Origin of the sequence: Nocardia takedensis NBRC 100417 (genome assembly GCF_000308695.1) — a bacterium.
GTDB lineage: Bacteria > Actinomycetota > Actinomycetes > Mycobacteriales > Mycobacteriaceae > Nocardia > Nocardia takedensis.
The window spans coordinates 241,904-263,145 of record NZ_BAGG01000093.1 but is presented as its reverse complement, the minus strand read 5'-3'; the positions used below and the strand labels follow the sequence as shown (position 1 = coordinate 263,145).

The window sequence follows — 21,242 nt, the reverse complement described above, 5'->3', positions numbered from 1 at the left end:
CATCGGGGTCCGCCGCGCCGGGGTGCCGGCAAAGTGGTCAGGGTGAGCGAATCCCCGCAGAAGTACACGCCGCGGCCCATGTCCAGCACCACCACCTACGCCCTCGGCGCGGTCGCCGTGGTGCTGATCGCGCTCGTCGTGATCCTGGTGATGCGCTGGACCCGCGACGAGGCCGAGGTCCGCAACGACGGCTACGGCGTGGTGCGCAATCCCGCGGTGGTGTCGGTGCTCGCGCCCGACGGGGCGGTGCAACTCGGCCGCGTCGACGCGAAGAAGACGATCGACCTCTACGAGGACCCGATGTGCCCCGCCTGCGGCGAGGTCGAGCGCGTCTACTCCCAGGAACTCGCCCAGGCCGTCGACGAGGGCGCGCTCGCCGTGCGCTACCGGTTCGTGAACTTCCTCGACCCCAAGTCCAGCAGCAAGGACTACTCGACCCGCGCCATCGCCGCCAACGAATGCGTCGCCGAAGCCGGGTCCGGCCCCGTCTACGCCGCCTTCCACGAGAAACTGTTCGTCACCGATCAGCCCGACGAAGGCGGCGACCTCACCAACCAGCAACTGGCCGACCTGGCCCGCGACGCGGGCGCGGGGGAGGAGACCGTGCAGTGCGTCGCCACCGGCGCCCGCGTCGAAGCCGCCCGCACCCACGCCAAAGCAGCGCTCGACCAACTCAACGGTCTGCTCGACGGCAAAGCCGCCACCCCGGCGGTCTTCGCCGGACCCACCCGCCTCGACGTCAACAACGAGAACTGGGTGGTCGAAACCGCCCGCTGACGCGCGAACGCGCGGTCCGATGCCAGATCCCCCTCATTCGAACCGGGCAGCGGACCGCGCCGCGCTGTGATCAGCGCCGTTCGGGCAGGTCGTCCTCCGGCGACGACCGCGACAACTGCCGGTGCGTGGGCACATGACCCGCCAGCGGGAAACACAACTCCTCCGCCCGCGGCCTGTCCCCCACGCGGTCCCGGGTCATCGCACCGGTGTCGTTGTGGGGGAACAGGTATCGCGCACCCTCGCGCGTCGTGGTGTGCGAATCGCCGGTCGGCGCCGTCCAGCGCACCCGCTCACCGTCGCGGCCGACCCGCCACCCCGTCGCGGTGCTCAGGCGCAGATGACGCGAGCAGAGCGTCACGAAGCCGTCGAGACGGGCCGTCTCGGCTTCCGCGCCGGGAACCACGCAGCCCGGAAAGCGGCACTGCCCGTCCAACGCCCGGGTCTCCCGTGCCGAAACCCTCGGGCGCGATTCCGTACCGGGCCTGATCGCGCCCTGGTCCGTCGGACTTCCCGCCGAGAGGTCACGGCCGGAGGCGGGAACGGACGGCTGCCGTCCGGGACTCGGCGGTCGCCGCGAGACCGAGGTGCGCGGCGCGTCCGATCGTTCTTCTGATGCCTCTCGTTCGGGCACCACCTGGAACCGCGCGTGCCCCGCGATCGCTCGCGCAAGCGCCGCGTCGATCGGCCCGTGCCCGGCCAGCTGAGCCGGATCGTCCCGCAACCCCAGCAACGTCTCCGCCGACACCCCGACCTGGACCAGAGCCCGACGCGGCGTGTCCACCGGCACTCGCGCGACCCGACACCGCGGTCCGCGTTCGCACCGGCAGCGCAACCGCCCCGACCCGTCCGCCAACGCCACCAGCGCGTCCGCGCGTCGCTGCGGCATGCCGCGCGGATCGTGTTGGCACACCTGCAAACTCATCTCCCGCAATCGCATCCCCACCGTCTGCGCCCCGACGGCGGGCAGCAACCCGTCGAACACCGCCATCCCGTCCTGGACCGCCCTGATCCGCACATCCCGCTCGTCCTGCCGCAGTTCACGCCGCCGCCGCGCCCCACCGGGATCGACCCGCGCCACCCACCGCCGCGCCGTCTGCCGCAGCCGCCGCGGATCACTGCGCGAGGCGCTGTCGATCAACCGCTGCTCGACCACGTCGACCACCCCCGTCGCCAGCGACCGTGTGCAATCCACGATCACCCGCACCTTCGCCAGATCCAACCACCCGGCCGCGAACGCCCGCCGCGTCTGCGGCAGCGACTCCTCCAACGCCAACCCGATATCGATCAGCGCCCCCGCCGTCGCCTCGTCGGTGTGCAGGGCCACCGCGACCTCCGAGACCGCGAACTCACCCGCCCGCACCCCGTCGGGCCCGGGCTGCACATTCTCCGCCCGCCGCCGCCGATACAGCTCCCGCGCCGCGAACACCTCCGCCGCCTGCGCCACGGCCACGGCCCCGTGCGCCCGCCGCAACGCCTCGACCAACCCTTCGTCACTCATGGCCCCGAAGTCCATGAGGGAGATCCGATTGTCATCGAACATGTGTTCGATCCTAACCCGTGCCCGCCGCCCCGCCAAGCCTCTGTCCAGTCGATTTGGAGGCCGACGTGCCCGTGGTGTAACTTTCTTCAAGCGCGAGGGAAACCGAGCGCGAACATCCGGGGCTATGGCGCAGCTGGTAGCGCACCACACTGGCAGTGTGGGGGTCAGGGGTTCGAGTCCCCTTAGCTCCACCCGACAAAAGACCAGGTCCACAGTGTGTGGACCTGGTCTTTTGTTTCTCCGCCAAGAGTTGACCCGTCGGAATGGCGGCGTGCGGCTGACGATCTTGATCAAGAGTTCTGCGGCCATGATCGCTGCCGCTGGCGGAGATGTGGGCGGCGATGTCGGCAAGGGGTGAGGTCGTCCGATCAGGGCTTGCCGATCGTTCGGCCAATAGATCGACGCATGAATCGATACCGGGCAAATGTCTGCTCGGCTCTCTCCGCATTACTGGTTCGATTTCGAGCAGCCGGTCACTCCTCGCGGCGCACTCCGTCGATGTCGGTGAACGATAGCTGCATCTTGATCGGCTCCTCCACGACGAGTTCGTCCCAATGCTCGTGGTGCAGCGCGTACCGCTTGTTGGACCAGTCGAGACGGAACTCGTCGATACGCTCGACGGTTTCCCGATCATCGGCGAAGTGAATGACGAGATACACCGGAATACCCGAGCGGGCGTACAGCTTCCGCTTGTATTCGGTGTCGTCGCCGATGCTGTCGGGGGAGACCACTTCGACGACCATGCGGATGTGTGACAGGACCGTCGTGGCATCCCATCGGCCGCAGTCGATGACCATGAGATCGGGGAACCGGAAGTTCGCTCGCCGATCCGCGGGCGCGCCGTCGGCGTCGGGGAAACGGACGGGAGTGTCGGACTCGGTATCAAGGCACGGTTCGTTCGGTGTGTGCGCGTCCTCGAGCGCCCGTCGGAGTCGGTGGATCACCCGGTCATGGGCTCGACTCTGCGCTTGACAGCGCACCACGAGACCATCCACCAGCTCGAATGGCCCGCCGAACCGCGCGGCGAGGTCTCCGGGGTCCGCAGCCAGGAACTCCTCAGCCGTCAGCCGCTGTTCACCGCGGGCATCCACAGCTCCTCCTACAGCAGTCACCCGGGAACGTACTCACCACCCAGGCTAGTTCAACCATGAGCGATACAGCCGCCAGCGGTTGCGTGGTGGTCGTTAGCCGAAGGGGCCAGGTCCAAGCCTCGAGAGGGAGTCGTCCAGGGCTGACACGTGGAGGTGCTGTTCGGGATTACCCGGCCGGGGTGGACAGTGGGAGGTGACTGGGTTCCTCGGTGGCCGATCCGTGTACAGCGGACTCGAAGTCGTAGACCACTCCCGTCAGGCGTTCGGATTCGAGCCAGAGCTGTTCCTGCGCCTGCGGGTCGATCACGTTCGGGGCGATCTCGGAAAGTACCGGGTAGCCCTTGAATTCGCCCCAGCCCGAGGGGCCGAAGAAGTCGCCGCCGGAGACCTCGGGGTCGAGGGCGGCGCGCAAGGATGGGAGTGCGGCTCGGTCGGCGGGCTGTTGGGTCCAGGCCGCGAGGGGGCGCAGTGCGCCGGAGTTCAGGCGGCGCGACAGCGGGCCCATGTGGTCGCCGAAGGAGGTGTGTGCGGAGCCGGGATGCGCGGCGGTGGCGAGGGTGGGCGCGCCCGCGGCGGCGAGGCGGCGCTGGAGTTCGAGGGTGAACAGCAGATTGGCCAGTTTCGAGCGGCCGTACACGCGCATGTTGCGGTAGCGGCCGCGCTCGGACTGGAGATCGTCGAGGTCGAGCGGGCCGAGTTTGTAGGTCAGGCTGCTCACCGTCACGATCCGGGAATTCGGCACCGGAGCGAGCCGGTCGAGCAGCAGACCTGTGAACGCGAACGGGCCCAGATGGTTGGTGGCGAGGGTGGCCTCGAATCCGTCCGCCGAGGTGGTGCGCTGGGTGAACGTGGTTCCCGCGTTGTTGAACAGCAGGTCGATTCGGGGGTGTTCGGCGCGGACGCGGTCCGCTGCCTCGCGAATCGCGGACAGTGACAGCAGGTCCAATGCCACCGAGGACAATTCGGCGTCGGGTGTGTCCTGTCGAATACGTGCGATGGCCGCCGCGCCCTTGTCGAGGTCACGGCACATCAGCACGACCCGCGCGCCGCGCGCCGCCAGGATTCGCGCGGTCTGGAAGCCGATGCCGCTGTTCGCCCCGGTCACCACGGCGACGCGTCCGGTGCAGTCGGGAACCGACGCCTCCGTCCAGTCCTGTCGAATTGCTTGTCCCGAAACCATGATTCGCCCTCTCGATCGCCATCGTGTTGCGCGCGACTCAACCGGATCGCCGAGACGGCCCGGCATCCTTGCGGTGACGGCCGGGTAACGAATACTCGGAACCGTTGGCGGACAACTGTCCGGCGGCGCGGGAGTCCTGCAAAGAGGTGGCGGGACCGTTCCGCCGAAGCCCGTCCGACCTTGCGATCCTTGGTGCCGATGACCGAGCGCAGCCGCGGTCGAAGCGGCCCCAGGTCTATGCCGTCAGGAAGGGTGAGCGCGCCGATCGTTGTTGGCGTGAACGAGCAGGCGGAGGGCCCGCCGTTCCAGCCCTCCCAGAGTCGGATCGATCCCACGCGTAGCCTGGCGGGACCGACCGGAGTTGTGAATCGCGACGACAGCGGCTGCCGCAGCGGACCCTGATGGCCGCGTGCGGCAGGCTCGGGAAACTCGATGGTCCAGACGGAGGCGGCGACAGCTCGACCGAAGGGGCGACCTTGACGACCAATGACGTGGTCTCAACATTCTGCGCCGCGACCGAGGCGGGCGACGTCGACGCCGTGATCGCCACTTTGGCCCCCGACGCCGCACTGGTCTCGCCACTGGCGGGGCGAGCGGTCTTTCGCGGCCACGACGATCTGCGGGTGCTGTTTTCGATCCTGCTGCCCGCACTGTCCGGGTTGACCTGGCGTCATCGAATTCGCGAGGGGAACACGGCTGTCGCCGTCGCCGATGCTCGCGTCCTGGGAGTACGGATCGGCGACGCGATTCTGATCGAGTACGACGACGAAGGACGCATCCGGACACTGACTCCCCATGTTCGGCCTTGGCTCGGCCTGACGCTACTGGGAGTTGTTATGGGCCCCAGGCTACTTCGCTATCCCGCCGTAGTTCGCCGCGCATTCCGACGCCCCGGCGCGAGAGGCGGACGTTTATTCCGTGCAGTGCGCACCGCACGAAGGTGAAGTACCGGTCCAGAGGCGGCTGGAGTAGTCCTTCGTATCCTCGGTCACGTGCGCGCCGATACACACACTCGGAAGAATGGGATTCTGGCAAACGAATCGCGATGCTCTGGAACCCTCGGCTGTCAGACGCTCGCGACCGCGACGATTTCGCGTGGTCGCACGGTGATCAGGATTCGTTCGCGGTTCCGCGGGCGGTCGCCTGCGGCACCGAGGTACTTGGCCCGGATGCGATCGGTCCAGAGGTAGTCGGTGTCGGGGGTGAGGACGGCGTCGCCGGTGACGCGGACCTGGCGGTTCGGGCGTTCGCCGTCGGCGCGGAGTTCGTCTTCGATGTCGATGACCAGGCCGACGCGGGGGTCGGCGTGAATGCGGTCGAGGTGGGGTCGGTCGCGGTAGCTGGTGAAATGGAACGCGTCGGCGGTCCAGAGGAACCAGATCGGGGTGACGTGGGGGTAGCCGTCGGGGTCGATGGTCGCCAGGCGGGCGACGGTGTCGGCTTGCAGAAGTTCGGTGATCTCGACGTCCAGGAGTGCTCGCACCATCGGTTCATGCTGCCCGAAGCGCGACCGGCGCCGGAGACGCGGGGAACACGACGGGGGCGCGCCCGGAGCAAGCGGCGGCATGTGGGCGAGTCCACGGGCCGGCGGTTCGTTTGCTCCGCTGGGTGTCGGGTATTTCGGGCGGGAGTCGGGAGGTCGGGGTGATGACGCAGATCGCGGTGACGGGTGTCGGTGGGTCCGAGCGGATTCGCAACCCTTGGGCGTTGCGGCGCGGCACGTGGTGGGCCGTGTCGCGGCGCACGGTGAGCGCTTTGTGGAACGACGATCTGACCGATCGTGCCGCCGGTCTGACCTACTACAGCGTGATCTCGCTGTTCCCGGGCGTGGTGGTGGTGTCGGCGCTGCTGGGGTTGGCGGGGCCGTCGGCGACGCGGTCGCTGATCGACACGATCACCGAACTCGGTTACGGCGGCGACAATTCGGCGTCGGTGCAGGTGCTCGAGGAGTTGCAGAGCGCGCGGTCGCTGGCGGGGCCCGCGGCGATCGCGGGTCTGGTGATCGCGTTGTGGTCGGCGTCGGGGTATATCGGGGCGTTCGTGCGCGCGGTGAACGCGGTCTACGACGCCGAGGAAGGCCGTCCGCTGTGGAAGACGGTGCCGTTGCAGATCGGCCTGACCATCGCGCTGGTGGTGCTGGTCGTGTTGTGCGCGGGCGGGGTGCTGGTCAGCGGGCAGCTCGCCGAGGTCGCGGGGCGATGGTTGGGGTTCGGGCCCGCCGCGGTAACCGCGTGGGGGATCTTGAAGTGGCCGGTGCTGGCGCTGTTGGTGAGCGTGGTCATCGCCCTGCTGTATTGGGCCGCGCCGAACGCCCGTCAGCCGGGACTGCGGTGGCTCACCCCGGGCAGCGTGCTCGCGGTCGCGCTGTGGATCGCCGCGTCGGTCGGCTTCGCCTTCTACGCAACCCATTTCGACTCCTACAACAAGGTCTACGGCTCGCTCGCCGGCGCGGTCGTGTTCCTGGTGTGGATGTGGCTGTCGAACGTGGCGATCCTGCTCGGCGCGAAATTCGACGCCGAACTGGCCCGCGGCCGCCACATCGAACAGGGCGGCGACGCGGACGTCGAACCCATCCTCCCGCCCCGCGACACGCCCGACGAATGACGATCGCCAGGTGAGTGCGCGGCTTCTGGTGTCCGAGCACGCGATGTGGGAAAATCGCACATATGGACGGCAAGGTACTCGGCGAGCGGATCGCGGCCGCGCGGAAGAGTCTCGACCTGACACAGGACCATCTCGCCAATCGGGTCGGCATCGAACGTACGGCGCTCGGGCGGATCGAGAAGGGCGAGCGCAAGGTGTCGGCCGTCGAACTCGTGGACCTGGCCGCCGCGCTCGACACGCCCTTGGCCTGGTTCGTCCGCGACCCCTTGCCGTCGGTGGTCAGTCGTCGCGCGGGGGCCGCGCCCACGCACGAGTCCACCGCTCGGCTCGACCGGGCGCTCGAGCTCTTCGCCGGTGATGTCGCTGCCCTGGTGAAAACGGGCGTGATCACCGCTGTCACCGAGCGCCCGACTTGGCGTCCGCCGCGGTCGCACGCCGACTGCGAACATGTCGCGGGCGAGGTCCGCGAACGCCTCGGGGTCGGCTGCGAACCGCTGCACGAGCTGGCGCGCCTCGCCGAAGTGTTCGGGCTGTTCTCCTGCTCTCTTCCGCTCGGCGGGGGCGGAGCGGACGGCGCACTCGTGGAGGTCGAACCGGGTTGCGCCGCAGCGGTCATCGATGGAGACGCCAAGCAGGGACGCCGCCGGATGTCGTTGGCGCACGAGCTCGGACACTGGCTGTTCGGCGACGCCTACGATGCCGCGGCCATCGATGCCGAGCGAATGATCAACTCGTTCGCCGCCCACCTTCTCGCGCCCCGGTCGGGGATCACGCAACTGTGGCGCGACCATCGGGCCGATTCGGCGCGCGACCGAACCATCCGTGTCGCAGGCGCCTACAAGTTGTCGTGGTCGGCGGTGATTCTGCATCTGCGCAACCTTGGCCTGGTCAGCGACCACGAATATCGCTCGATGGAAGGACGCATCCCGGTGGCAGGCGAATTCGCCAAGTTGGCGATCATCCGCGACTCCGACGAACTGCGCGCGCCGTCGGTGTCGCCCACCCTGACGGCCGCGATCGTAGACGCCTACGTGGATCGTAGGATGACCGCGGCGAGAGCGGTGGAACTGCTGCGTGGCGGGCTCGCCGAGGACGAGCTACCGCCGCAGCGGGCGGAGACGGCCGCCGACTACGCGAGCCTGTGACGACGCCGGGGGGCCGCTGGGTGATGGACACGTCGACCTTCACCCATTTCTGTCGCGCCCGCCGTGAAGACGTACTGCGTCGCTTGGCTCCGCAGGGGCTGATCCTGATCCCCGACACCGTGCACGGTGAGATCGAGGACGGACGCGCCCGCGGCTACGACATTCCGGCGATCACGGACCTTTCGTGGGTCGAACTCGGGGTGTTGACCACCGAGGAAGCGATCACGCAGCTCGATATCAAGGTCGACATGCCCTCGGCGAAAGGGGATGGGCCGCGCAAGAACCTGGGGGAATGCGCGGTGCTCGCCTGCGCGGTGCACCGGGGCATGGTGGCGGTGATCGATGACGGCGACGCACGCGCCCAAGCCCGTCGGCGGGCGGTGCGATTCGTGACGTCCCTGTGGATCATCGCCGAAGCGCGCAAGACGCTGGATGACGTCGACTCCGACACCGCCGAACAGATCTACGCGGACCTTCTCGCCACGGGGATGCGGCTGCCCAAAGTCGAGAGTTTCATCGGGTGGGCCTACGAGATGCAGTTGTTGCCCTAGCGATCGAAGCCGCACCCGATCGTAGGAGAGCCGAGAGGCGTTTGGGGGGAGCGGGTTTTGCGGGCTGGCTAGGGTTGGGCTATGGGGCACAGTCTGTTGTCGTTCGCGGTTGTCGCCGGTCTGCTCACAGTCGTTCCGGGGTTGGATACCGCGCTCGTCCTGCGGGCGGCGGTGAGTCGGGGGCGGCGGTACGCGTTCGTCACTGCCTTGGGGATCGGGTCCGGCACGTTGCTCTGAGGGATCGCGGCGGCCGCGGGGGTTTCGGTGCTGTTCACGGCTTCGGAGCTGGGGTATGCGGTGCTGCGGGTGGTCGGGGCGATCTATCTGGTGTGGATGGGGGTGGGGATGATTCGCGAAGGGTTCCGGCGTGGCGCCGCGTTGCCGGAAGCCACGGTGGAGGCGGGGCCGACCGGCCTGGTCGGGGCGTGGGCCAGGGGTGTCGGGACCAATCTGCTGAATCCGAAGGTCGGGGTGTTCTATGTGGCGATGCTGCCGCAGTTCCTGCCGGACGGTGTGCCGCCGCTGGTGATGGGATGTGTGCTCGCGCTCGTGCACAACGTCGAGGGCATGCTGTGGTTCACCGTGATCATCGGCGCGGCCGGTCTGGCGAAGTCGTGGTTGAGCCGGGATTCGGTGTGTCGCCGAGTCGACGCCGTCACCGGGGCGGTGGTGGTCGGGTTCGGTGTGAACCTGGCGGCGGGGCACCGTTGAGTCGGACGATGGTGCGAGGTGGATTTCGCCGTGCCGGTGGGTACTACAGGGCCTAGGATCTGAGCGGGAGCGCGGCTGTCGGCCGTTCCCGTTCCGCTCCCGTAGTGCCCGTGGTCTGTCCGGATCCAGGTGAAGGAATCTGCGCATGAACAGCGTGCCCGTCGCGGCTCAGCAGGTCGGCTCCCCTCGTCACACGGTGGTGGGCGATGTCCACCTGTTGTTGCGGCGCGGCGACGAGGTGTTGTTCGGTCGACGGCGCAACACCGGCTTCGAGGACGGCGCCTGGCATCTGCCGAGCGGGCATCTGGAGGCGGGCGAATCCGTGGTCGACGCGGTGATCCGGGAGGCCGCGGAGGAGGTCGGCGTCGCGGTCACGCCGGCGGATCTGATGTTCAGTCATGTGCTGCACAACGCGTCGTCCGGCGGACGCGTGGCGTTCTTCTTCACGGCGCGCGCCTGGTCGGGCGAGCCGGTGAATCGGGAGCCGGACAAGTGTGACGAGCTGGCCTGGTTCGCGGTCGACGCGCTGCCCGATCGGATGATCGACTACTGTCGCGCCGCCGTCGCGCACATCGTCGGCGGGAGTCCGTTCTCCGTGCACGGCTGGTGAGATCAGGCCATCGAGCAAATGCGAGTACACGATGACGTGCGTGTAATTCGCTGGCTCGTTCGAGGACCGGTCGTGGCGTGGTCGAACGGTTTCTGAGCGCATTTTCCGGCGGTGACCGGGCGGAATGTCGGAGAGTGCGACCGCGGACCCTATGTTACGCATAGCTACTTTCTAGTTAACTACGTGAACAGGCTTGTTCTCCGATGTCCGAGACTGATAGAACAGTGAAGTAGGCAGTGCTCCGCCGGCGAGGCGTTCGATCAGGTGGACACGCTGTATCGGACTGGCGGCCTTGCCGTGCGGACGGGTGATCGACGCGTTCCGCGGTGTCGAGTCGCGCCGGAATACCCGGCCACCGTTGAAAATCCGGATACTGCCGAGGCGGATCGCGGACCGGTCACCATGAGTACGGGAGACCACGCATCATGGCTGTGAGAACACCCCCGTCCCTCCGTCCGCCGAAAATCGAACTCGGGACCGCCTGGCTGGCGAGTCTGATCGTCTCGACACTGACCGCGGGCGTCGTGCTCCTGTCGGTCTCGGCCCTCACCGCGGTGATCGTCGCCTGTGCGATGGTGATCGCGCTGGTGATCGCCCTCGGCTCGATCTGAGATCGGGAAAGAATCCGGATCAGGGAAGGATGTTCGGCACGATCTGCGGCAGTTGGTTCGCGATCTCGGAACCGACGAAGGTGCCCGCGTAGTACCCCGCGTAGGTGCCGATCACGCCGCCGATGACACCGCCCGCGACCACGCCCACCGGCACCGCGATACCGGTCGGTGCGGTGAGCACCGCGCCCGCCGCGCCGCCGATGAGCGCGCCGGACAGTCCGCCGAGGATCTGGCCCGCGGTCTGGCCGATCGCCGTCGCGTTCTCGTTCACGCTCGCGATCGGTGTGGCCTGCGCGATCGGTGTGGACTGCGCGATCGGCGCGGCCTCGGTGAGCGGTGCGACCTGCGTCGCGCGGACGGCGGCCGACGGAGCGTCGAGCGGCGACTCGACGGCGGGCGTGTAAGCAGCGACCTGGGACTCGGCGAGGGTGGGCGTGTAGGCCGTGACCTGCGCGCGCTGGAGATCGAAGGTCGACTGGTGGACCTCGGGGCCGAACTCGGTCGCCGACACCGGAGCGTCCTGGGCGTGGGCGGTACCCACGCCGCCGAGGGCGATGACCGCGGGCACCGCGACGGCGATCGGAATTCCCCGCAGGAGTTTGCCTTGCTCACTCACCGCGCGATGTTTCCCGGCCATGGGTCCGCCTTCCTGGAAATCCTCGATGTCGCCTGCATATCGTCGGATTCCCCGGCGCTACAACCGGAATGTGACCGGTCTTGCAGAATTCCCGCCCGGCTATGAATGGCGACCGCGCGGCGTGTCGATCGATTGCGCTGCGCGGCACGTCGTTTCGGGATTGACGTCGCTACCGGCTGATTGTAGGTTGCCTGCGGCAGCGTCGCTAACGGGGAGGGCTCTGATGAAAACACTGGTCAGGTTGGTCGTGGCGATGATCGCCGTGCTGGGTCTCGGTGTGTGGGACCGTCAGGAGGCGAGGATCCGCGCCTTCTCGTTCTCGAATTCGGCCTCGGTCAACACGCCCTGGGACCGCAGGTCGGCGAGTTGTCGGAGGGCGGTGACGCGATCGGGAGCCTCGGCCGCGGTGGGCTGGGGCGGCGGCGCGTAGGTCGGTTCGGGGGCGTAGCGGGGTTGCTCCTCGGCGGCCCAGCGTCGGCCTTGGCGGCGTGAGACCCGATTGGAGACGGCGGTCGCGGTGCCCGCGACCATCGCGGTGCGGGCGACTCCCCTGAGCAATCCGGGCATGAGGTTCTCCTGGTTCGGTCGACGGGGTCAGCTCTGGGTTTCGAGGAGTTCGAGGGAGGACAGCAGGGCGTCGATCGGGATCCGACCCGAGGCCACCACCTGCGCGCCCCTGCTGTGCAGGGCGGCGGCGAACGGGGCGGCCCACCGATTCTCGTAGAGGAGGATGGCGGCCGAGCATCCCGGTTCGATCGCGCCGCCCGCCGCGTCGCGGTCGGCGTCGTCGAGCAGGCCTGAATTGGCCTCCGCGAACAGCGTGATGTCCAGGTCGCCGCGCAGGCCGACCTCGGTGATGTCGATGCCCGCGACGGTGCCGTCTTGGCCTTTGTGGACGAAAGCCAGATCCAGGACGCGGATGATATCGCGGTCGACCAGATCGCGCAGCAGGGGCAGGGCCGAACCGTCCGGCGGGCGATCCGCGGGGAATTCCACGACCAGGTAGTCGATCGGGCCGACGATATCGTTCTCGGTCACGAGCAGCCTCTTTTCCGTTCGGGAGGAAATGCGACGCAACTCCGTGTCTCGGCACGAACGGCGGGCCGGGTGATCGGGGACCCGCCGTCCATGACGCCGATCACAGACGAAGTGTACGCCGCCGAACGGTGGCGTTTCAGAACGATCCGGTCACCGATTCCGCAGGTCGGGCGGCCGGGGCGGTGAGGTAGTCGTGGCCGCCGACGTAGACGGTGTGGCCCGGTGCGGCGGGGACGTCGAGCGCGCCGACGATGGCCGCGGCGAATTCGTCGAGGGTGGGCAGGGGGCCGTGGGAGCGGCGGGTGGCGACCGCCTCGGCGTCGCGGCGTTCCAGGAGGCGCACGATGATGGTGCCGTCGATCATGTCGCCGGAGACGACGACGAATCCCAGGTCGTGGGCGAGGAATTCGGGGATGAGGGCGCGCAGGGCGTCTTCGCCCGCGCGTTTGCTGAGCGCGATCGGCTGGTATCCCTCGGGCAGCGCTCGGCCCTGGGCGTGGAAGTGGGCCTGGTGGCTGGTGACGAAGACGACGCGCCCGCCGGCGGCCATCAGCGGCAGCGCGCTCGCGGCGAGGTGGACCTGTGCGTCGCGGTTCAGGCGCAGGGCGTAGCCGGGGTCGGCGTCGCGTTCCAGGCCGCCGGAGGCGTTGAGGATCAGCGCGTCCAGGCGGCCGAAGCGGGTCCGGACGTGTTCGAGCATGGCGGTGACCTGTTCCGGGTCGGCCAAGTCGGCGGCCACGGCCGAGGCGCTGCCGCCCGCGGCGATCACGGCGTCGACCACGGTCTGCGCGCGCTTGACCTTCTCCCGGTAGTTGACCAGGACGTGGGTGCCGGGTGCGGCCAGTAGCCGCGCTGTCGCCGCGCCGACGCCTCGCGAAGCGCCGGTGACCAGCACGATCCGGTGCGCGTTCGAGTTCGGTCCGTGCATGCGATCCTCGTCTCCTTCGGTGAGTGCTTCTGAATGAGAACCAACTATCGTGCTTCGGAATGAGAAGCGCAAACGGACCGGACGACCCCGGCCACGCCCCGATCCGGACGGCGATCGAGGTGTTGGGGCAGCGGTGGGTGTTGCGCATCGTGTGGGAGCTGGAACCGGGGCCGCTGGGGTTCTTGGAGTTGCGTCGACGGATGGGCAACTGTTCGTCGAGCATGCTGTCCAACCGCTTGCAGCAGTTGCAGACGGTCGGGCTGATCGAGAAGCACGGTCCCAAGGGGGCCTACGAACTCACGGCGGTCGGGGTGGGGTTGAGCGAGGCGCTGCAACCGCTCTGGGACTGGTCGGAGTCCTGGGAGCCGGGAAGTACGGGCGGACCGTGGTTCCGCGGCGAATCCGGTCGCCGATCGTGACCTACGTCTCGTTGGGGGGCGGAATTCGAGGCGGCGCAATTCTAGGGGTGCCGCGACGGGCGATCATGGCGCACAGTGGAAGCGGTGAACACCGAGCCTGCTCGCACGCCCGCGTCGACCGGAAGCCCGGGCGACTGGCTGAGGCGTCTGTCCACCGGTCCCGTACGCGGGACGACGTTGCTGTGCTTGCCTTTCGCGGGCGGGACGGCGCACTACTTCAGTCCGCTGGCGACCCGCTTGGCGCAGGTGGACTGCCCGGTCGACGTCGTCGCCGCGCAGTATCCCGGCCGCCTCGACCGCTATCGGGAGACGCCCTTCACCGATCTGAAGACGCTGGCCGACGAACTCCATCGGCATTGGGGCGGTGGACCGCTGGTGATCTTCGGGCACAGCATGGGGGCCGCGTTGGGGTTCGAGTTGACGCTGCGGTTGCAAGAGTCCGCACCGGATTCGGTGCTGGGTCTGATCGCCTCCGGGCGGCGCGCGCCCGGCCTGGTGCGGACCCAGCGGGCCAGCGACCTGAGCGAAACGGCGTTCGTGGATTACGTGGTGAGCCTCGGCGGCAGCGACGAGCGGTTGCGCACCGACGCCGACCTGCGCGAACTCGTGCTGCCCGCTTTGCGCGCGGACTACCGGGCGATCGAGGACTACCGGGTGGAACCCGATGCGCGCGTCGGGGTTCCGACGTTCGTCTACGGCGGTCGCGCCGACCCGCAGACCTCGCCCGAGGAACTGGCCGAGTGGCAGCGGTACACGGATCGGCCGATCCGCACCAGGTGGTTCGAGGGCGGGCACTTCTTCCTCGCCGACAGCGCGGCCGAGGTCACCGACGCGCTGGTCGAGGACTTGAAGTCCGTGCTCTAGAGTCCAGCACGCGACGACGAGTCGACGGACGCGCGGGTCGGGGCGAGGGGCGCGGCCAACCGGAGCCGGGCATGTCACCCGGCGATCGGATATCAGATGGCGGGTGCCCCGCCCAGGATCGTCAGCGGCGAGGTGGGCGGCGCGCTCACCTCGATCCCCAGTCGCGCGGCTTCCTCGTACGCGGCGGCCAGCACCTCGCCGGTGTCCACCGGCAGCGAATTCAGGTCGAGTCGGGCGAGCAGTTTCTTGGTCAGCGGGCGTTTGGCGTCCCAGAAGACCAGCGACTCGATGAGCTGCGCGCAGGCGGGACTGCCGAGCAGCGCCCAGGCGAGGGCGGCTTCCCACCCGTCCTGGAAGGGCAGGAAATAGCAGGTGTCGTCCAGGACGACGGGTTTACCCTCCAGCGGCGCGACGAGCCGGAAGACCGGTTGCTTGTGCAGGCCCGACACCGCGACCTTGTAGGGGGCGAAGGTGTAGTCGCCGTGTCCGAAGACGCTGAAACGCGGGCGATTGCGGTAGATCGAGGACTTCCGGCCGTCGAGCAGGTCGCCGTTGGCGGTGAGGTAGGTCCACAGTTTCGGCGCGGACTCCGCCAGGTGGGCGGTGTCCTCGCCGAAGAACCGCTGCGGCACCACCACCCAGCGACGCAGCGTGTCCTGTCGGCCGCGGAACACGTCGGTGCTCTTGAGGAACGGAAACAAGTAGTCCGCTTCCAGGTCGAGGACCGTGCCCGCGCGGGTGGTCGGCTCGGGGGCGGCGGTGAGCTCGAAGACGGCTGCCGCGTCGTGTTTGAGTCCGGAACGCCACTCGAACGGGCACCGGCCGTCGGCGTCGCGCAGCGCGCGGTATTCCTCGACGTCGGCGACCATGCGGCCGTCGACCACGCCGAATCGGCGGGCGGCGGCCGAGCCGAGATCGGGGTGGACGGCGGCGGTGTAGTCGGGCGGGCCGTGCGGATCGCAGCGTGCCACGAACCAGCAGGCGTCGACGTTGGCGTCGAACCAGCGCGGCGCGTCGATGCGGAAGATCGCCGCCTCGGTCAGCGGAAGTCGGGCCGCCGCCGCGTATTCCACGACGTTGCGGGCCACCTGGGTCTTGCACAGCATCGCGAGGGTGAACGGCTCGGCGCGGAATTCGTCGAGCAGTTTGAGGATGATGTATTCGCCGACGTCGAAATTCGCGGAGCCGAGGATCGCGTCCAGGCCGCGCGCGCCTTTGAAGTTCTGCTTCTCCGGCAGATTGGTCGAGTCCATCCGGTTCAGTTCGGCGGAGGTCACCCACGGCGGATTGCCGACGACCAACAGCGGGCCGTCGCCGGACCACCGCACGTCCTCGGCCGGGCGCAGGTGGAAGATGTTGTCCACCAACACCGTCGCGTGCTCGCGCGCGAGGGTCGCGTACTCGGGCTGGATCTCGATGCCGACCCGTTCGGAGTGGGGGGCCAGTCGCGCCGCCGCGGCGAGGAACGCGCCCACCCCGCAGGTCGGTTCGAGGACCCGCGCGTCGGCCGGCACGCCCAACGCCGCCAAACAGGCCGCGGCCAGCGCGGGCGGTGTCTGGAAATCCCCGAACTCGTTGTTAGGCACCCGCGCGCACCCGAGGGTTTCGTGCCGGGTCCGCGGCGCGGTGCGCGAGTTTCGACGGGGCGGTGATGGCGCACTCCTGGAAGGGACGATCGCTGACCTCGACAGCGAGAGGGCACTCAGCATAGCCTCGCGCCGAGGCGGCGATCGGGACGGAGGCGCGGATGCGGCGGGTGGTGGGTCCGCGGCGCGACCGGGCCGGATTTTCCGCGCTCGACCTCATAGCTCGGCGCGGGCCCGGTCGATATTCTCGGGTCCTGCTGCGATACGGCGGGACCGCTCGGTGCGGACCGCTGTCGTCCGACCTTCCCGGACCGTTCGCGGGGGAGGTCACGGAAGATAGGGTGCCACAGTATGTATCTCTTTGTTTCAGGTCGGCTACCGGGGATCGGGGTGCGCCACGGGCGTGACCTGGTCGAACGCATCGGCGCGGCCCGATGAGCGCGCAGGAGACGGCCCTCGAACCGGTCGTCCTGCTCGAACGGCGCGGACCGGTCGCGATCGTGCGACTGCACCGGCCCGACAAACTCAACGCCTTCACCCTCCAGATGCGCGACGAACTGATCGCGGCCTTCGACGCCTGCGACGCCGACGACAGCGTGCGCGCGGTGGTCCTCACCGGTTCCGGTCGCGCCTACTGCGCGGGCGCGGACCTGTCCATGGGGGCGCAGACCTTCTTCGCCGAAGCGGCCGAATCCGGTGAGGCGCCGCCCGACTCCGGCGGCGAGGTGTCGCTGCGGATCTACAACTCGCTCAAGCCCGTCGTGGCCGCCATCAACGGCCCGGCCGTCGGTGTCGGCGTGACCAGCACGCTGCCCGCCGATGTCCGCATCGCCTCCGACAAGGCCCGCTTCGGCTTCGTCTTCACCCGGCGCGGCCTCGTGCCCGAAGCCTGCTCGTCGTGGTTCCTGCCGCGCGTGGTCGGCATCGGCACCGCCGTGGAATGGGCGGTCAGCGGGCGGATGATCGAAGCGCCCGAGGCGCTCGAGCGCGGCCTGATCCGCGAGATCGTGCCCGCCGAGGACCTGCTCGAGCGCGCCCTCGAGATCGCGCACGGCCTGATCTCCGACAGCGCGCCCGTCTCGGTCGCGCTGACCAGGAAGATGCTGTGGAGCATGCTCGGCGCGGAATCCCCCGAGGCCGCGCACCGCGTCGAATCGCGGGCGATCTTCCTGCGCGGGCAGTCCGCCGACGTGGCCGAAGGCGTCGAGGCGTTCCTGAACAAGCGCGGACCGCGGTTCCCCGACGCGGTCTCCGACGGCCTGCCGAAGGTCTTCGACTGAGTGCGCCGGGTGGGGTCGCTCCGGCCCCGCCCGCGCCCCGGAAAAAATCTTCGAAAGAAATTCTCCGGCGGTGTCGATCCGCGGTGGCTTCCGTTCGACCCAGGTGTGAGAGGGTCCGAACGAGACCCGGCCAACCAGGGAGACAACCATGAAGTACATGCTGGTCATGCGTGCCACCGACGAGGCGTTCGCGAGCATGGGCGAGATCGACTTCGACCAGATGCTCGAGACCATCGGGCGTTTCAACGACGAACTGATCCGCGCGGGCGTGCTGGTCGCCGCCGAAGGACTCGACGACGCCGCCGACGGTGTGGTGATCGACCACTCCTCGGAGACCCCCGTCGTCACCGACGGGCCCTACGGTGAGACCAAGGAACTGTTCAACGGTTTCTACATCCTCAACGTCGCGTCGAAGGAGGAGGCGATCGAGTGGGCCAAGCGCGCGCCGCTGTCGGGCCCCGGCCTCAAGACCGAGATCCGGCGGGTCACCACCATCGACGAATTCCCCCAGGACAACGTGTGGATCCAGAAGGAACGGGCGTGGCGCGAGGCCACCGGTCAGCTCTGAGCCCGGAACGCGGCGATGGCTGATCCGACCGGGCGTGACGCCGTCGCCGCCGTGTGGCGGATCGAGTCGGCGCGGATCGTCGGCGCGCTCGCGCGCTACACCGGCGATTTCGCGCTGGCCGAGGACTTGGCGCAGGAGGCGCTGGCCGAGGCGCTGGTGACCTGGCCGCGCGAAGGAGCGCCCCGCAATCCGGCGGGGTGGCTGCTGACGGTCGGGCGTCGCCGCGCCATCGATGCCTTCCGCCGGCGCGCGTCGCTGGACGAGCGCTACGCCGCGATGGCCCGCGACCTCGGCGAAGGCGGCGCGCTCAGCGGCGCCGACCCGGTCGCGGACGATCCCGAGGCGGTGCTGTGGGATCCCGATCGCATCGATGACGACGTGTTGACGCTGATCTTCATCTCCTGCCATCCGGTGCTGTCGCGGGAGGCTCGGGTCGCGTTGACCCTGCGTGTGGTCGGCGGTCTCACCAGCGACGAGATCGCCCGCGCGTTCCTGACGCCCACCGCGACCGTGCAGGCCCGCATCACCCGCGCCAAGAAGACGCTCGGCGCGGCGGGAGTGCCGTTCGAACCGCCGTCGGCCGCCGAGCGGTCGGCTCGCCTCGGCTCGGTGCTCAGCGTCGTCTACCTGATCTTCACCGAGGGCTCCTCGGCCAGTTCGGGCGGTGAGCTGATCCGCTTCGACCTGGCCGGGGAAGCGCAGCGGCTGGCCCGGGTCCTGGCGCATCTGGTCCCGACCGAACCCGAGGTGCTGAGTCTGCTGGCGCTGCTGGAACTGACCGCCGCCCGGTTCCCCGCCCGCACCGGCCCCGACGGCGAACCGATCCTGCTCGAGCACCAGGACCGCAGGCGCTGGGACCGCGCGGCCATCGCGCGTGGCCGCGCGGCATTGGCGAAGGCGATCGAGCAAGGACGCGGGTTGGGGGCCTACGGTTTGCAGGCCGCCATCGCCGAATGCCATGCCGTCGCACCGTCGGTCGCCGAGACCGACTGGGAGCGCATCGTGCTGCTCTACGAGGCGCTGGACCGGTTGACCCCGTCACCGGTGGTCGCGTTGAACCGGGCCGTCGCCGTCTCCATGGCCCGCGGCCCGGCCGCCGCCCTGCCGTTGGTCGACGCCTTGGCCGCCGAATCGGCCTTCGCCGGTTCGCACCTGCTGCCCGGCGTGCGCGGCGAACTGCTCATCCGCCTCGGTCGGCCGGAGGAGGCCCGCACCGAACTGGAACGCGCGGTAACGCTGTGCGGCAACGACCGCGAACGCACCGTGCTCACCGCGAAACTCGCGGCCTTGGCGTCGACCTGAGTGCTGACCGGTTCGGTCGGGGCGTCCCTGGTCCAGCGGTCGCGAGGGGGAGGCGGGCCTGGCATCGGCCGGTGGCTACTCGGGATCGGGTTCCGGGTCGCCCTCGGGCGGGGCGGACAGGCGGATGACACCGGCGTCGAGGTCGAGTTCCACCGCGGGGCGGTGGGGCTGCCCGTCGCCGGACTCGCCGCTCTCGTCGGTGAGTTTCTTGCCGGGGAACATCTCTCCGAAAACGCCCACGGGTCCACCATAGCTCCGGGATCAGGAGCGGATGCTGAGCCAACCTTCCATGAAGGCGTGGTAGCGGCAGTGGAAGGGATGCGAACCGATCTCCTCCGGTGCCAGGAAGGTCAGCGAGGCGCCCGGTTCGATCTGCTCGTCGAACAGGCCGGGACGCCCGCTGGTGACGCTGTGGCGCACCAGATCGTTGTTGACGACGGTGATCACCGCGCCGGGGGTGATCGGCGGCAGTCGACTGTAGTCGGCGCCGTCGATGGTGAGAACCACGGCCTGGACCGGCGGTGGTCCCGGGGGCGCTTCGGGCGGAACCGGTGTCTCCTCGGCGCCGCAGGCCGTGGCCGCGCCCAGCAGCACGACGATCAGCCAACGGGCGCGGCGCACGGTCTGCTCCTTTCCACGGGAATTGCGGAATTCTCGGGAAATAGTGGCGGAACCGCTTTCCGGTATCGCGCCGGATTCGATCCGGTCACGGTGTTCCGGAAATTGCGGAAATCATTCCACGACTTCGACGACATCTCCCGGGGACAGGTGATTGTAGGTCGCCTCGGCGCCTTCCGGAGTCATTCGGATACACCCGTGCGACTGTTCTTCGATCGGCCCGATATGGGTCGCGATATCGCCGTTGAAGAACACCGCCCATTTCATCGGAGCGTTGTGCATCGTGCTCCAGTGGTCCTCGCGCTTGAACGCCACCCGGAAGCGGCCCGGCGGTGTCTCGTAACCGGGTCGGCCGTGGGAGATCGGGGTCGGCCCGTAGGTGACCTTGCCGTCCTCCATCAACCAACCCTCGTTGGTGGACAGACGCAGACAGAACCGCGCGTCGGCCGAACAAGGGGCGTAGACGGGGGCGGGCGGCGGAACGGGCAACCCCGGTATGGCCGGGACGGGGGGCAGTGCGGGGACGCCGGGGATGTCGGGACCACCCGGCCACAGTGGTTCGGCTTGGGCGACCGCTGTCGAGGACAGTGCCGCGACCGCGAGGACGGCGGAGGCGATCCACCGGGCGGCCCGAATGCGTGGAAATGCGACGCTCATATCAACCCCTTTCCGCGACCGGAGTCGCTGTGTAGGGCGATGCGTCTCCTACCTCACCGAATGCATCGGATCCTCTGGGGGACGAGTGATCCGTCGCGGATCGAACTCGGCTTTTCGAATGGGCGCATCGTGGGTGACTTTATCGGCCACCGGAGCGCGGCGCGTCGGGATTTCGAATCAATTGATTCTTTCCGCCCTCGATCGTTGCGATTCCGGTACGCGCGCTGTGCCGCGCCGGTATCGTGACCGCACCGAGGTCGAGGAGGTCGGCGATGTGGCGACGTATCTCTCTACGTCCGCTCTGGCGGCATGTGCGCCGTGGCCTGTTGCTGTACGGAGCGACCGTCGGCGGCTCGATGCACTGCTATCAGGAATGCCTGCGCGAGGAGGCCGAGGCCGAGGAGGTCCGGTGGGACTGGACTGTTCCGTACCGCTGGTACGACGCCGCGCACCGGGACTGACCGCCTGCCATAGGAATCCCCGCCACTGTGATTGGGGGGCCGCGCGGGCGTAATGCGCCCCGAT

At 68.8% G+C, this 21,242-nt stretch carries 27 protein-coding genes and 1 tRNA gene; 16 read left to right on the top strand and 12 right to left on the bottom strand.

Features of this window, described 5'->3' with window-relative positions; translation table 11 throughout:
- The first annotated feature begins 78 nt into the window (after positions 1 to 78).
- Positions 79 to 777 carry a DsbA family protein gene (locus tag ON30_RS20240; RefSeq protein ID WP_051029583.1) on the top strand — a complete coding sequence of 233 codons (699 nt, stop codon included), beginning with the start codon at positions 79 to 81 and terminating at the stop codon, positions 775 to 777.
- A gap of 70 nt (positions 778 to 847) precedes the next feature.
- Here the strand turns inward: ON30_RS20240 and ON30_RS20235 are convergent, their stop codons facing one another.
- A complete protein-coding gene (locus ON30_RS20235; RefSeq protein ID WP_040709059.1) occupies positions 848 to 2,317 on the bottom strand; it encodes a DUF222 domain-containing protein in 1,470 nt (489 codons plus the stop codon).
- 118 nt (positions 2,318 to 2,435) lie between these two features.
- On the opposite strand from ON30_RS20235, the gene ON30_RS20230 reads away from it, so the two are divergent.
- A tRNA-Ala gene (locus ON30_RS20230) sits at positions 2,436 to 2,508 on the top strand.
- A 282-nt stretch (positions 2,509 to 2,790) separates the two neighbouring features.
- On the opposite strand, the gene ON30_RS20225 is transcribed toward ON30_RS20230, so the two are convergent.
- Together ON30_RS20225 and ON30_RS20220 are read right to left on the bottom strand one after the other, a co-directional pair.
- On the bottom strand, positions 2,791 to 3,408 hold the full coding sequence (locus tag ON30_RS20225) for a Uma2 family endonuclease (RefSeq protein WP_040709057.1): 618 nt from the start codon (positions 3,406 to 3,408) through the stop codon (positions 2,791 to 2,793).
- A gap of 166 nt (positions 3,409 to 3,574) precedes the next feature.
- Positions 3,575 to 4,588, bottom strand: a complete 1,014-nt coding sequence (locus tag ON30_RS20220; RefSeq protein WP_051029578.1) for an oxidoreductase — start codon at positions 4,586 to 4,588, stop codon at positions 3,575 to 3,577.
- 476 nt (positions 4,589 to 5,064) lie between these two features.
- On the opposite strand from ON30_RS20220, the gene ON30_RS37625 reads away from it, so the two are divergent.
- Positions 5,065 to 5,532, top strand: a complete 468-nt coding sequence (locus ON30_RS37625; RefSeq protein ID WP_083911557.1) for a nuclear transport factor 2 family protein — start codon at positions 5,065 to 5,067, stop codon at positions 5,530 to 5,532.
- Between the two features lie 122 nt (positions 5,533 to 5,654).
- On the opposite strand, the gene ON30_RS20215 is transcribed toward ON30_RS37625, so the two are convergent.
- Positions 5,655 to 6,074, bottom strand: a complete 420-nt coding sequence (locus ON30_RS20215) for a pyridoxamine 5'-phosphate oxidase family protein (RefSeq protein WP_040709055.1) — start codon at positions 6,072 to 6,074, stop codon at positions 5,655 to 5,657.
- A gap of 161 nt (positions 6,075 to 6,235) precedes the next feature.
- Between ON30_RS20215 and ON30_RS20210 the strand changes: the two genes are divergently transcribed.
- The 7 genes from ON30_RS20210 to ON30_RS20185 all read left to right on the top strand — a co-directional run bounded on the left by ON30_RS20210 (position 6,236) and on the right by ON30_RS20185 (position 10,820).
- Positions 6,236 to 7,192, top strand: coding sequence for a YihY/virulence factor BrkB family protein (locus ON30_RS20210; RefSeq protein ID WP_051029576.1), 957 nt, complete (start codon positions 6,236 to 6,238; stop codon positions 7,190 to 7,192).
- Positions 7,193 to 7,254: 62 nt separating this feature from the next.
- Positions 7,255 to 8,337 (top strand): helix-turn-helix domain-containing protein, encoded by a 1,083-nt coding sequence (locus ON30_RS20205; RefSeq protein WP_040709053.1) that lies wholly within the window; start codon positions 7,255 to 7,257, stop codon positions 8,335 to 8,337.
- Positions 8,338 to 8,360: 23 nt separating this feature from the next.
- Positions 8,361 to 8,888 (top strand): PIN domain-containing protein, encoded by a 528-nt coding sequence (locus ON30_RS20200; protein WP_040709052.1) that lies wholly within the window; start codon positions 8,361 to 8,363, stop codon positions 8,886 to 8,888.
- Between the two features lie 81 nt (positions 8,889 to 8,969).
- Positions 8,970 to 9,125: a hypothetical protein gene (locus ON30_RS40670; RefSeq protein ID WP_218006288.1), complete on the top strand. Its 156-nt coding sequence runs from the start codon at positions 8,970 to 8,972 to the stop codon at positions 9,123 to 9,125.
- A gap of 3 nt (positions 9,126 to 9,128) precedes the next feature.
- Entirely contained in the window at positions 9,129 to 9,599 is a 471-nt protein-coding gene (locus tag ON30_RS20195) for a LysE family translocator (RefSeq protein ID WP_281004741.1), read from the top strand.
- 145 nt (positions 9,600 to 9,744) lie between these two features.
- On the top strand, positions 9,745 to 10,209 hold the full coding sequence (locus tag ON30_RS20190; RefSeq protein WP_051029573.1) for an NUDIX hydrolase: 465 nt from the start codon (positions 9,745 to 9,747) through the stop codon (positions 10,207 to 10,209).
- A gap of 425 nt (positions 10,210 to 10,634) precedes the next feature.
- Positions 10,635 to 10,820 (top strand): hypothetical protein, encoded by a 186-nt coding sequence (locus ON30_RS20185; RefSeq protein ID WP_157183784.1) that lies wholly within the window; start codon positions 10,635 to 10,637, stop codon positions 10,818 to 10,820.
- Between the two features lie 19 nt (positions 10,821 to 10,839).
- On the opposite strand, the gene ON30_RS20180 is transcribed toward ON30_RS20185, so the two are convergent.
- From ON30_RS20180 to ON30_RS20165, 4 genes are all read right to left on the bottom strand, one after another.
- Complete coding sequence (locus ON30_RS20180; protein WP_157183783.1) at positions 10,840 to 11,436, bottom strand: hypothetical protein; 597 nt, start codon at positions 11,434 to 11,436, stop codon at positions 10,840 to 10,842.
- Positions 11,437 to 11,745: 309 nt separating this feature from the next.
- Positions 11,746 to 12,024 (bottom strand): SHOCT domain-containing protein, encoded by a 279-nt coding sequence (locus ON30_RS20175; protein WP_040709049.1) that lies wholly within the window; start codon positions 12,022 to 12,024, stop codon positions 11,746 to 11,748.
- Between the two features lie 27 nt (positions 12,025 to 12,051).
- Positions 12,052 to 12,495, bottom strand: coding sequence for a DUF6325 family protein (locus ON30_RS20170; RefSeq protein ID WP_040709048.1), 444 nt, complete (start codon positions 12,493 to 12,495; stop codon positions 12,052 to 12,054).
- Positions 12,496 to 12,631: 136 nt separating this feature from the next.
- Positions 12,632 to 13,423: an SDR family oxidoreductase gene (locus tag ON30_RS20165; RefSeq protein ID WP_040709047.1), complete on the bottom strand. Its 792-nt coding sequence runs from the start codon at positions 13,421 to 13,423 to the stop codon at positions 12,632 to 12,634.
- Between the two features lie 59 nt (positions 13,424 to 13,482).
- On the opposite strand from ON30_RS20165, the gene ON30_RS20160 reads away from it, so the two are divergent.
- Positions 13,483 to 13,842, top strand: a complete 360-nt coding sequence (locus ON30_RS20160) for a winged helix-turn-helix transcriptional regulator (protein ID WP_040709046.1) — start codon at positions 13,483 to 13,485, stop codon at positions 13,840 to 13,842.
- Between the two features lie 84 nt (positions 13,843 to 13,926).
- Positions 13,927 to 14,706, top strand: coding sequence for a thioesterase II family protein (locus ON30_RS20155; RefSeq protein WP_051029651.1), 780 nt, complete (start codon positions 13,927 to 13,929; stop codon positions 14,704 to 14,706).
- 92 nt (positions 14,707 to 14,798) lie between these two features.
- Here ON30_RS20155 and ON30_RS20150 read toward each other — a convergent pair whose 3' ends face one another.
- On the bottom strand, positions 14,799 to 16,292 hold the full coding sequence (locus ON30_RS20150; protein ID WP_051029571.1) for an SAM-dependent methyltransferase: 1,494 nt from the start codon (positions 16,290 to 16,292) through the stop codon (positions 14,799 to 14,801).
- 434 nt (positions 16,293 to 16,726) lie between these two features.
- Here ON30_RS20150 and ON30_RS20140 point away from each other — a divergent pair, with 434 nt between their 5' ends.
- From ON30_RS20140 to ON30_RS20130, 3 genes are all read left to right on the top strand, one after another.
- Complete coding sequence (locus ON30_RS20140) at positions 16,727 to 17,572, top strand: enoyl-CoA hydratase-related protein (RefSeq protein ID WP_040709043.1); 846 nt, start codon at positions 16,727 to 16,729, stop codon at positions 17,570 to 17,572.
- 148 nt (positions 17,573 to 17,720) lie between these two features.
- Positions 17,721 to 18,140, top strand: coding sequence for a YciI family protein (locus tag ON30_RS20135; protein WP_040709042.1), 420 nt, complete (start codon positions 17,721 to 17,723; stop codon positions 18,138 to 18,140).
- A 15-nt stretch (positions 18,141 to 18,155) separates the two neighbouring features.
- On the top strand, positions 18,156 to 19,442 hold the full coding sequence (locus tag ON30_RS20130) for an RNA polymerase sigma factor (protein ID WP_040709040.1): 1,287 nt from the start codon (positions 18,156 to 18,158) through the stop codon (positions 19,440 to 19,442).
- Between the two features lie 75 nt (positions 19,443 to 19,517).
- Here ON30_RS20130 and ON30_RS40150 read toward each other — a convergent pair whose 3' ends face one another.
- The 3 genes from ON30_RS40150 to ON30_RS20120 all read right to left on the bottom strand — a co-directional run bounded on the left by ON30_RS40150 (position 19,518) and on the right by ON30_RS20120 (position 20,717).
- Complete coding sequence (locus ON30_RS40150) at positions 19,518 to 19,682, bottom strand: hypothetical protein (RefSeq protein ID WP_169334929.1); 165 nt, start codon at positions 19,680 to 19,682, stop codon at positions 19,518 to 19,520.
- A 21-nt stretch (positions 19,683 to 19,703) separates the two neighbouring features.
- The gene (locus tag ON30_RS36250) at positions 19,704 to 20,063 is read right to left on the bottom strand and encodes a cupredoxin domain-containing protein (protein WP_051029568.1); all 360 of its coding nucleotides are present in this window, start codon (positions 20,061 to 20,063) and stop codon (positions 19,704 to 19,706) included.
- Positions 20,064 to 20,174: 111 nt separating this feature from the next.
- A complete protein-coding gene (locus ON30_RS20120; protein ID WP_051029566.1) occupies positions 20,175 to 20,717 on the bottom strand; it encodes a L,D-transpeptidase in 543 nt (180 codons plus the stop codon).
- Positions 20,718 to 20,989: 272 nt separating this feature from the next.
- On the opposite strand from ON30_RS20120, the gene ON30_RS39275 reads away from it, so the two are divergent.
- Positions 20,990 to 21,178 carry a hypothetical protein gene (locus tag ON30_RS39275; protein ID WP_157183782.1) on the top strand — a complete coding sequence of 63 codons (189 nt, stop codon included), beginning with the start codon at positions 20,990 to 20,992 and terminating at the stop codon, positions 21,176 to 21,178.
- Positions 21,179 to 21,242: the final 64 nt, after the last annotated feature.

Bases quoted from the DNA above. Each gene is read 5' to 3' on its own strand.
- ON30_RS20240 (WP_051029583.1), top strand. From the start codon at position 79: ATGTCCAGCACCACCACCTACGCCCTCGGCGCGGTCGCCGTGGTGCTG.
- ON30_RS20235 (WP_040709059.1), bottom strand. From the start codon at position 2,317: ATGTTCGATGACAATCGGATCTCCCTCATGGACTTCGGGGCCATGAGT.
- ON30_RS20220 (WP_051029578.1), bottom strand. From the start codon at position 4,588: ATGGTTTCGGGACAAGCAATTCGACAGGACTGGACGGAGGCGTCGGTT.
- ON30_RS20215 (WP_040709055.1), bottom strand. From the start codon at position 6,074: ATGGTGCGAGCACTCCTGGACGTCGAGATCACCGAACTTCTGCAAGCC.
- ON30_RS20210 (WP_051029576.1), top strand. From the start codon at position 6,236: ATGACGCAGATCGCGGTGACGGGTGTCGGTGGGTCCGAGCGGATTCGC.
- ON30_RS20205 (WP_040709053.1), top strand. From the start codon at position 7,255: ATGGACGGCAAGGTACTCGGCGAGCGGATCGCGGCCGCGCGGAAGAGT.
- ON30_RS20200 (WP_040709052.1), top strand. From the start codon at position 8,361: ATGGACACGTCGACCTTCACCCATTTCTGTCGCGCCCGCCGTGAAGAC.
- ON30_RS40670 (WP_218006288.1), top strand. From the start codon at position 8,970: ATGGGGCACAGTCTGTTGTCGTTCGCGGTTGTCGCCGGTCTGCTCACA.
- ON30_RS20190 (WP_051029573.1), top strand. From the start codon at position 9,745: ATGAACAGCGTGCCCGTCGCGGCTCAGCAGGTCGGCTCCCCTCGTCAC.
- ON30_RS20185 (WP_157183784.1), top strand. From the start codon at position 10,635: ATGGCTGTGAGAACACCCCCGTCCCTCCGTCCGCCGAAAATCGAACTC.
- ON30_RS20175 (WP_040709049.1), bottom strand. From the start codon at position 12,024: ATGCCCGGATTGCTCAGGGGAGTCGCCCGCACCGCGATGGTCGCGGGC.
- ON30_RS20165 (WP_040709047.1), bottom strand. From the start codon at position 13,423: ATGCACGGACCGAACTCGAACGCGCACCGGATCGTGCTGGTCACCGGC.
- ON30_RS20160 (WP_040709046.1), top strand. From the start codon at position 13,483: ATGAGAAGCGCAAACGGACCGGACGACCCCGGCCACGCCCCGATCCGG.
- ON30_RS20140 (WP_040709043.1), top strand. From the start codon at position 16,727: ATGAGCGCGCAGGAGACGGCCCTCGAACCGGTCGTCCTGCTCGAACGG.
- ON30_RS20135 (WP_040709042.1), top strand. From the start codon at position 17,721: ATGAAGTACATGCTGGTCATGCGTGCCACCGACGAGGCGTTCGCGAGC.
- ON30_RS20130 (WP_040709040.1), top strand. From the start codon at position 18,156: ATGGCTGATCCGACCGGGCGTGACGCCGTCGCCGCCGTGTGGCGGATC.
- ON30_RS20120 (WP_051029566.1), bottom strand. From the start codon at position 20,717: ATGAGCGTCGCATTTCCACGCATTCGGGCCGCCCGGTGGATCGCCTCC.
- ON30_RS39275 (WP_157183782.1), top strand. From the start codon at position 20,990: ATGTGGCGACGTATCTCTCTACGTCCGCTCTGGCGGCATGTGCGCCGT.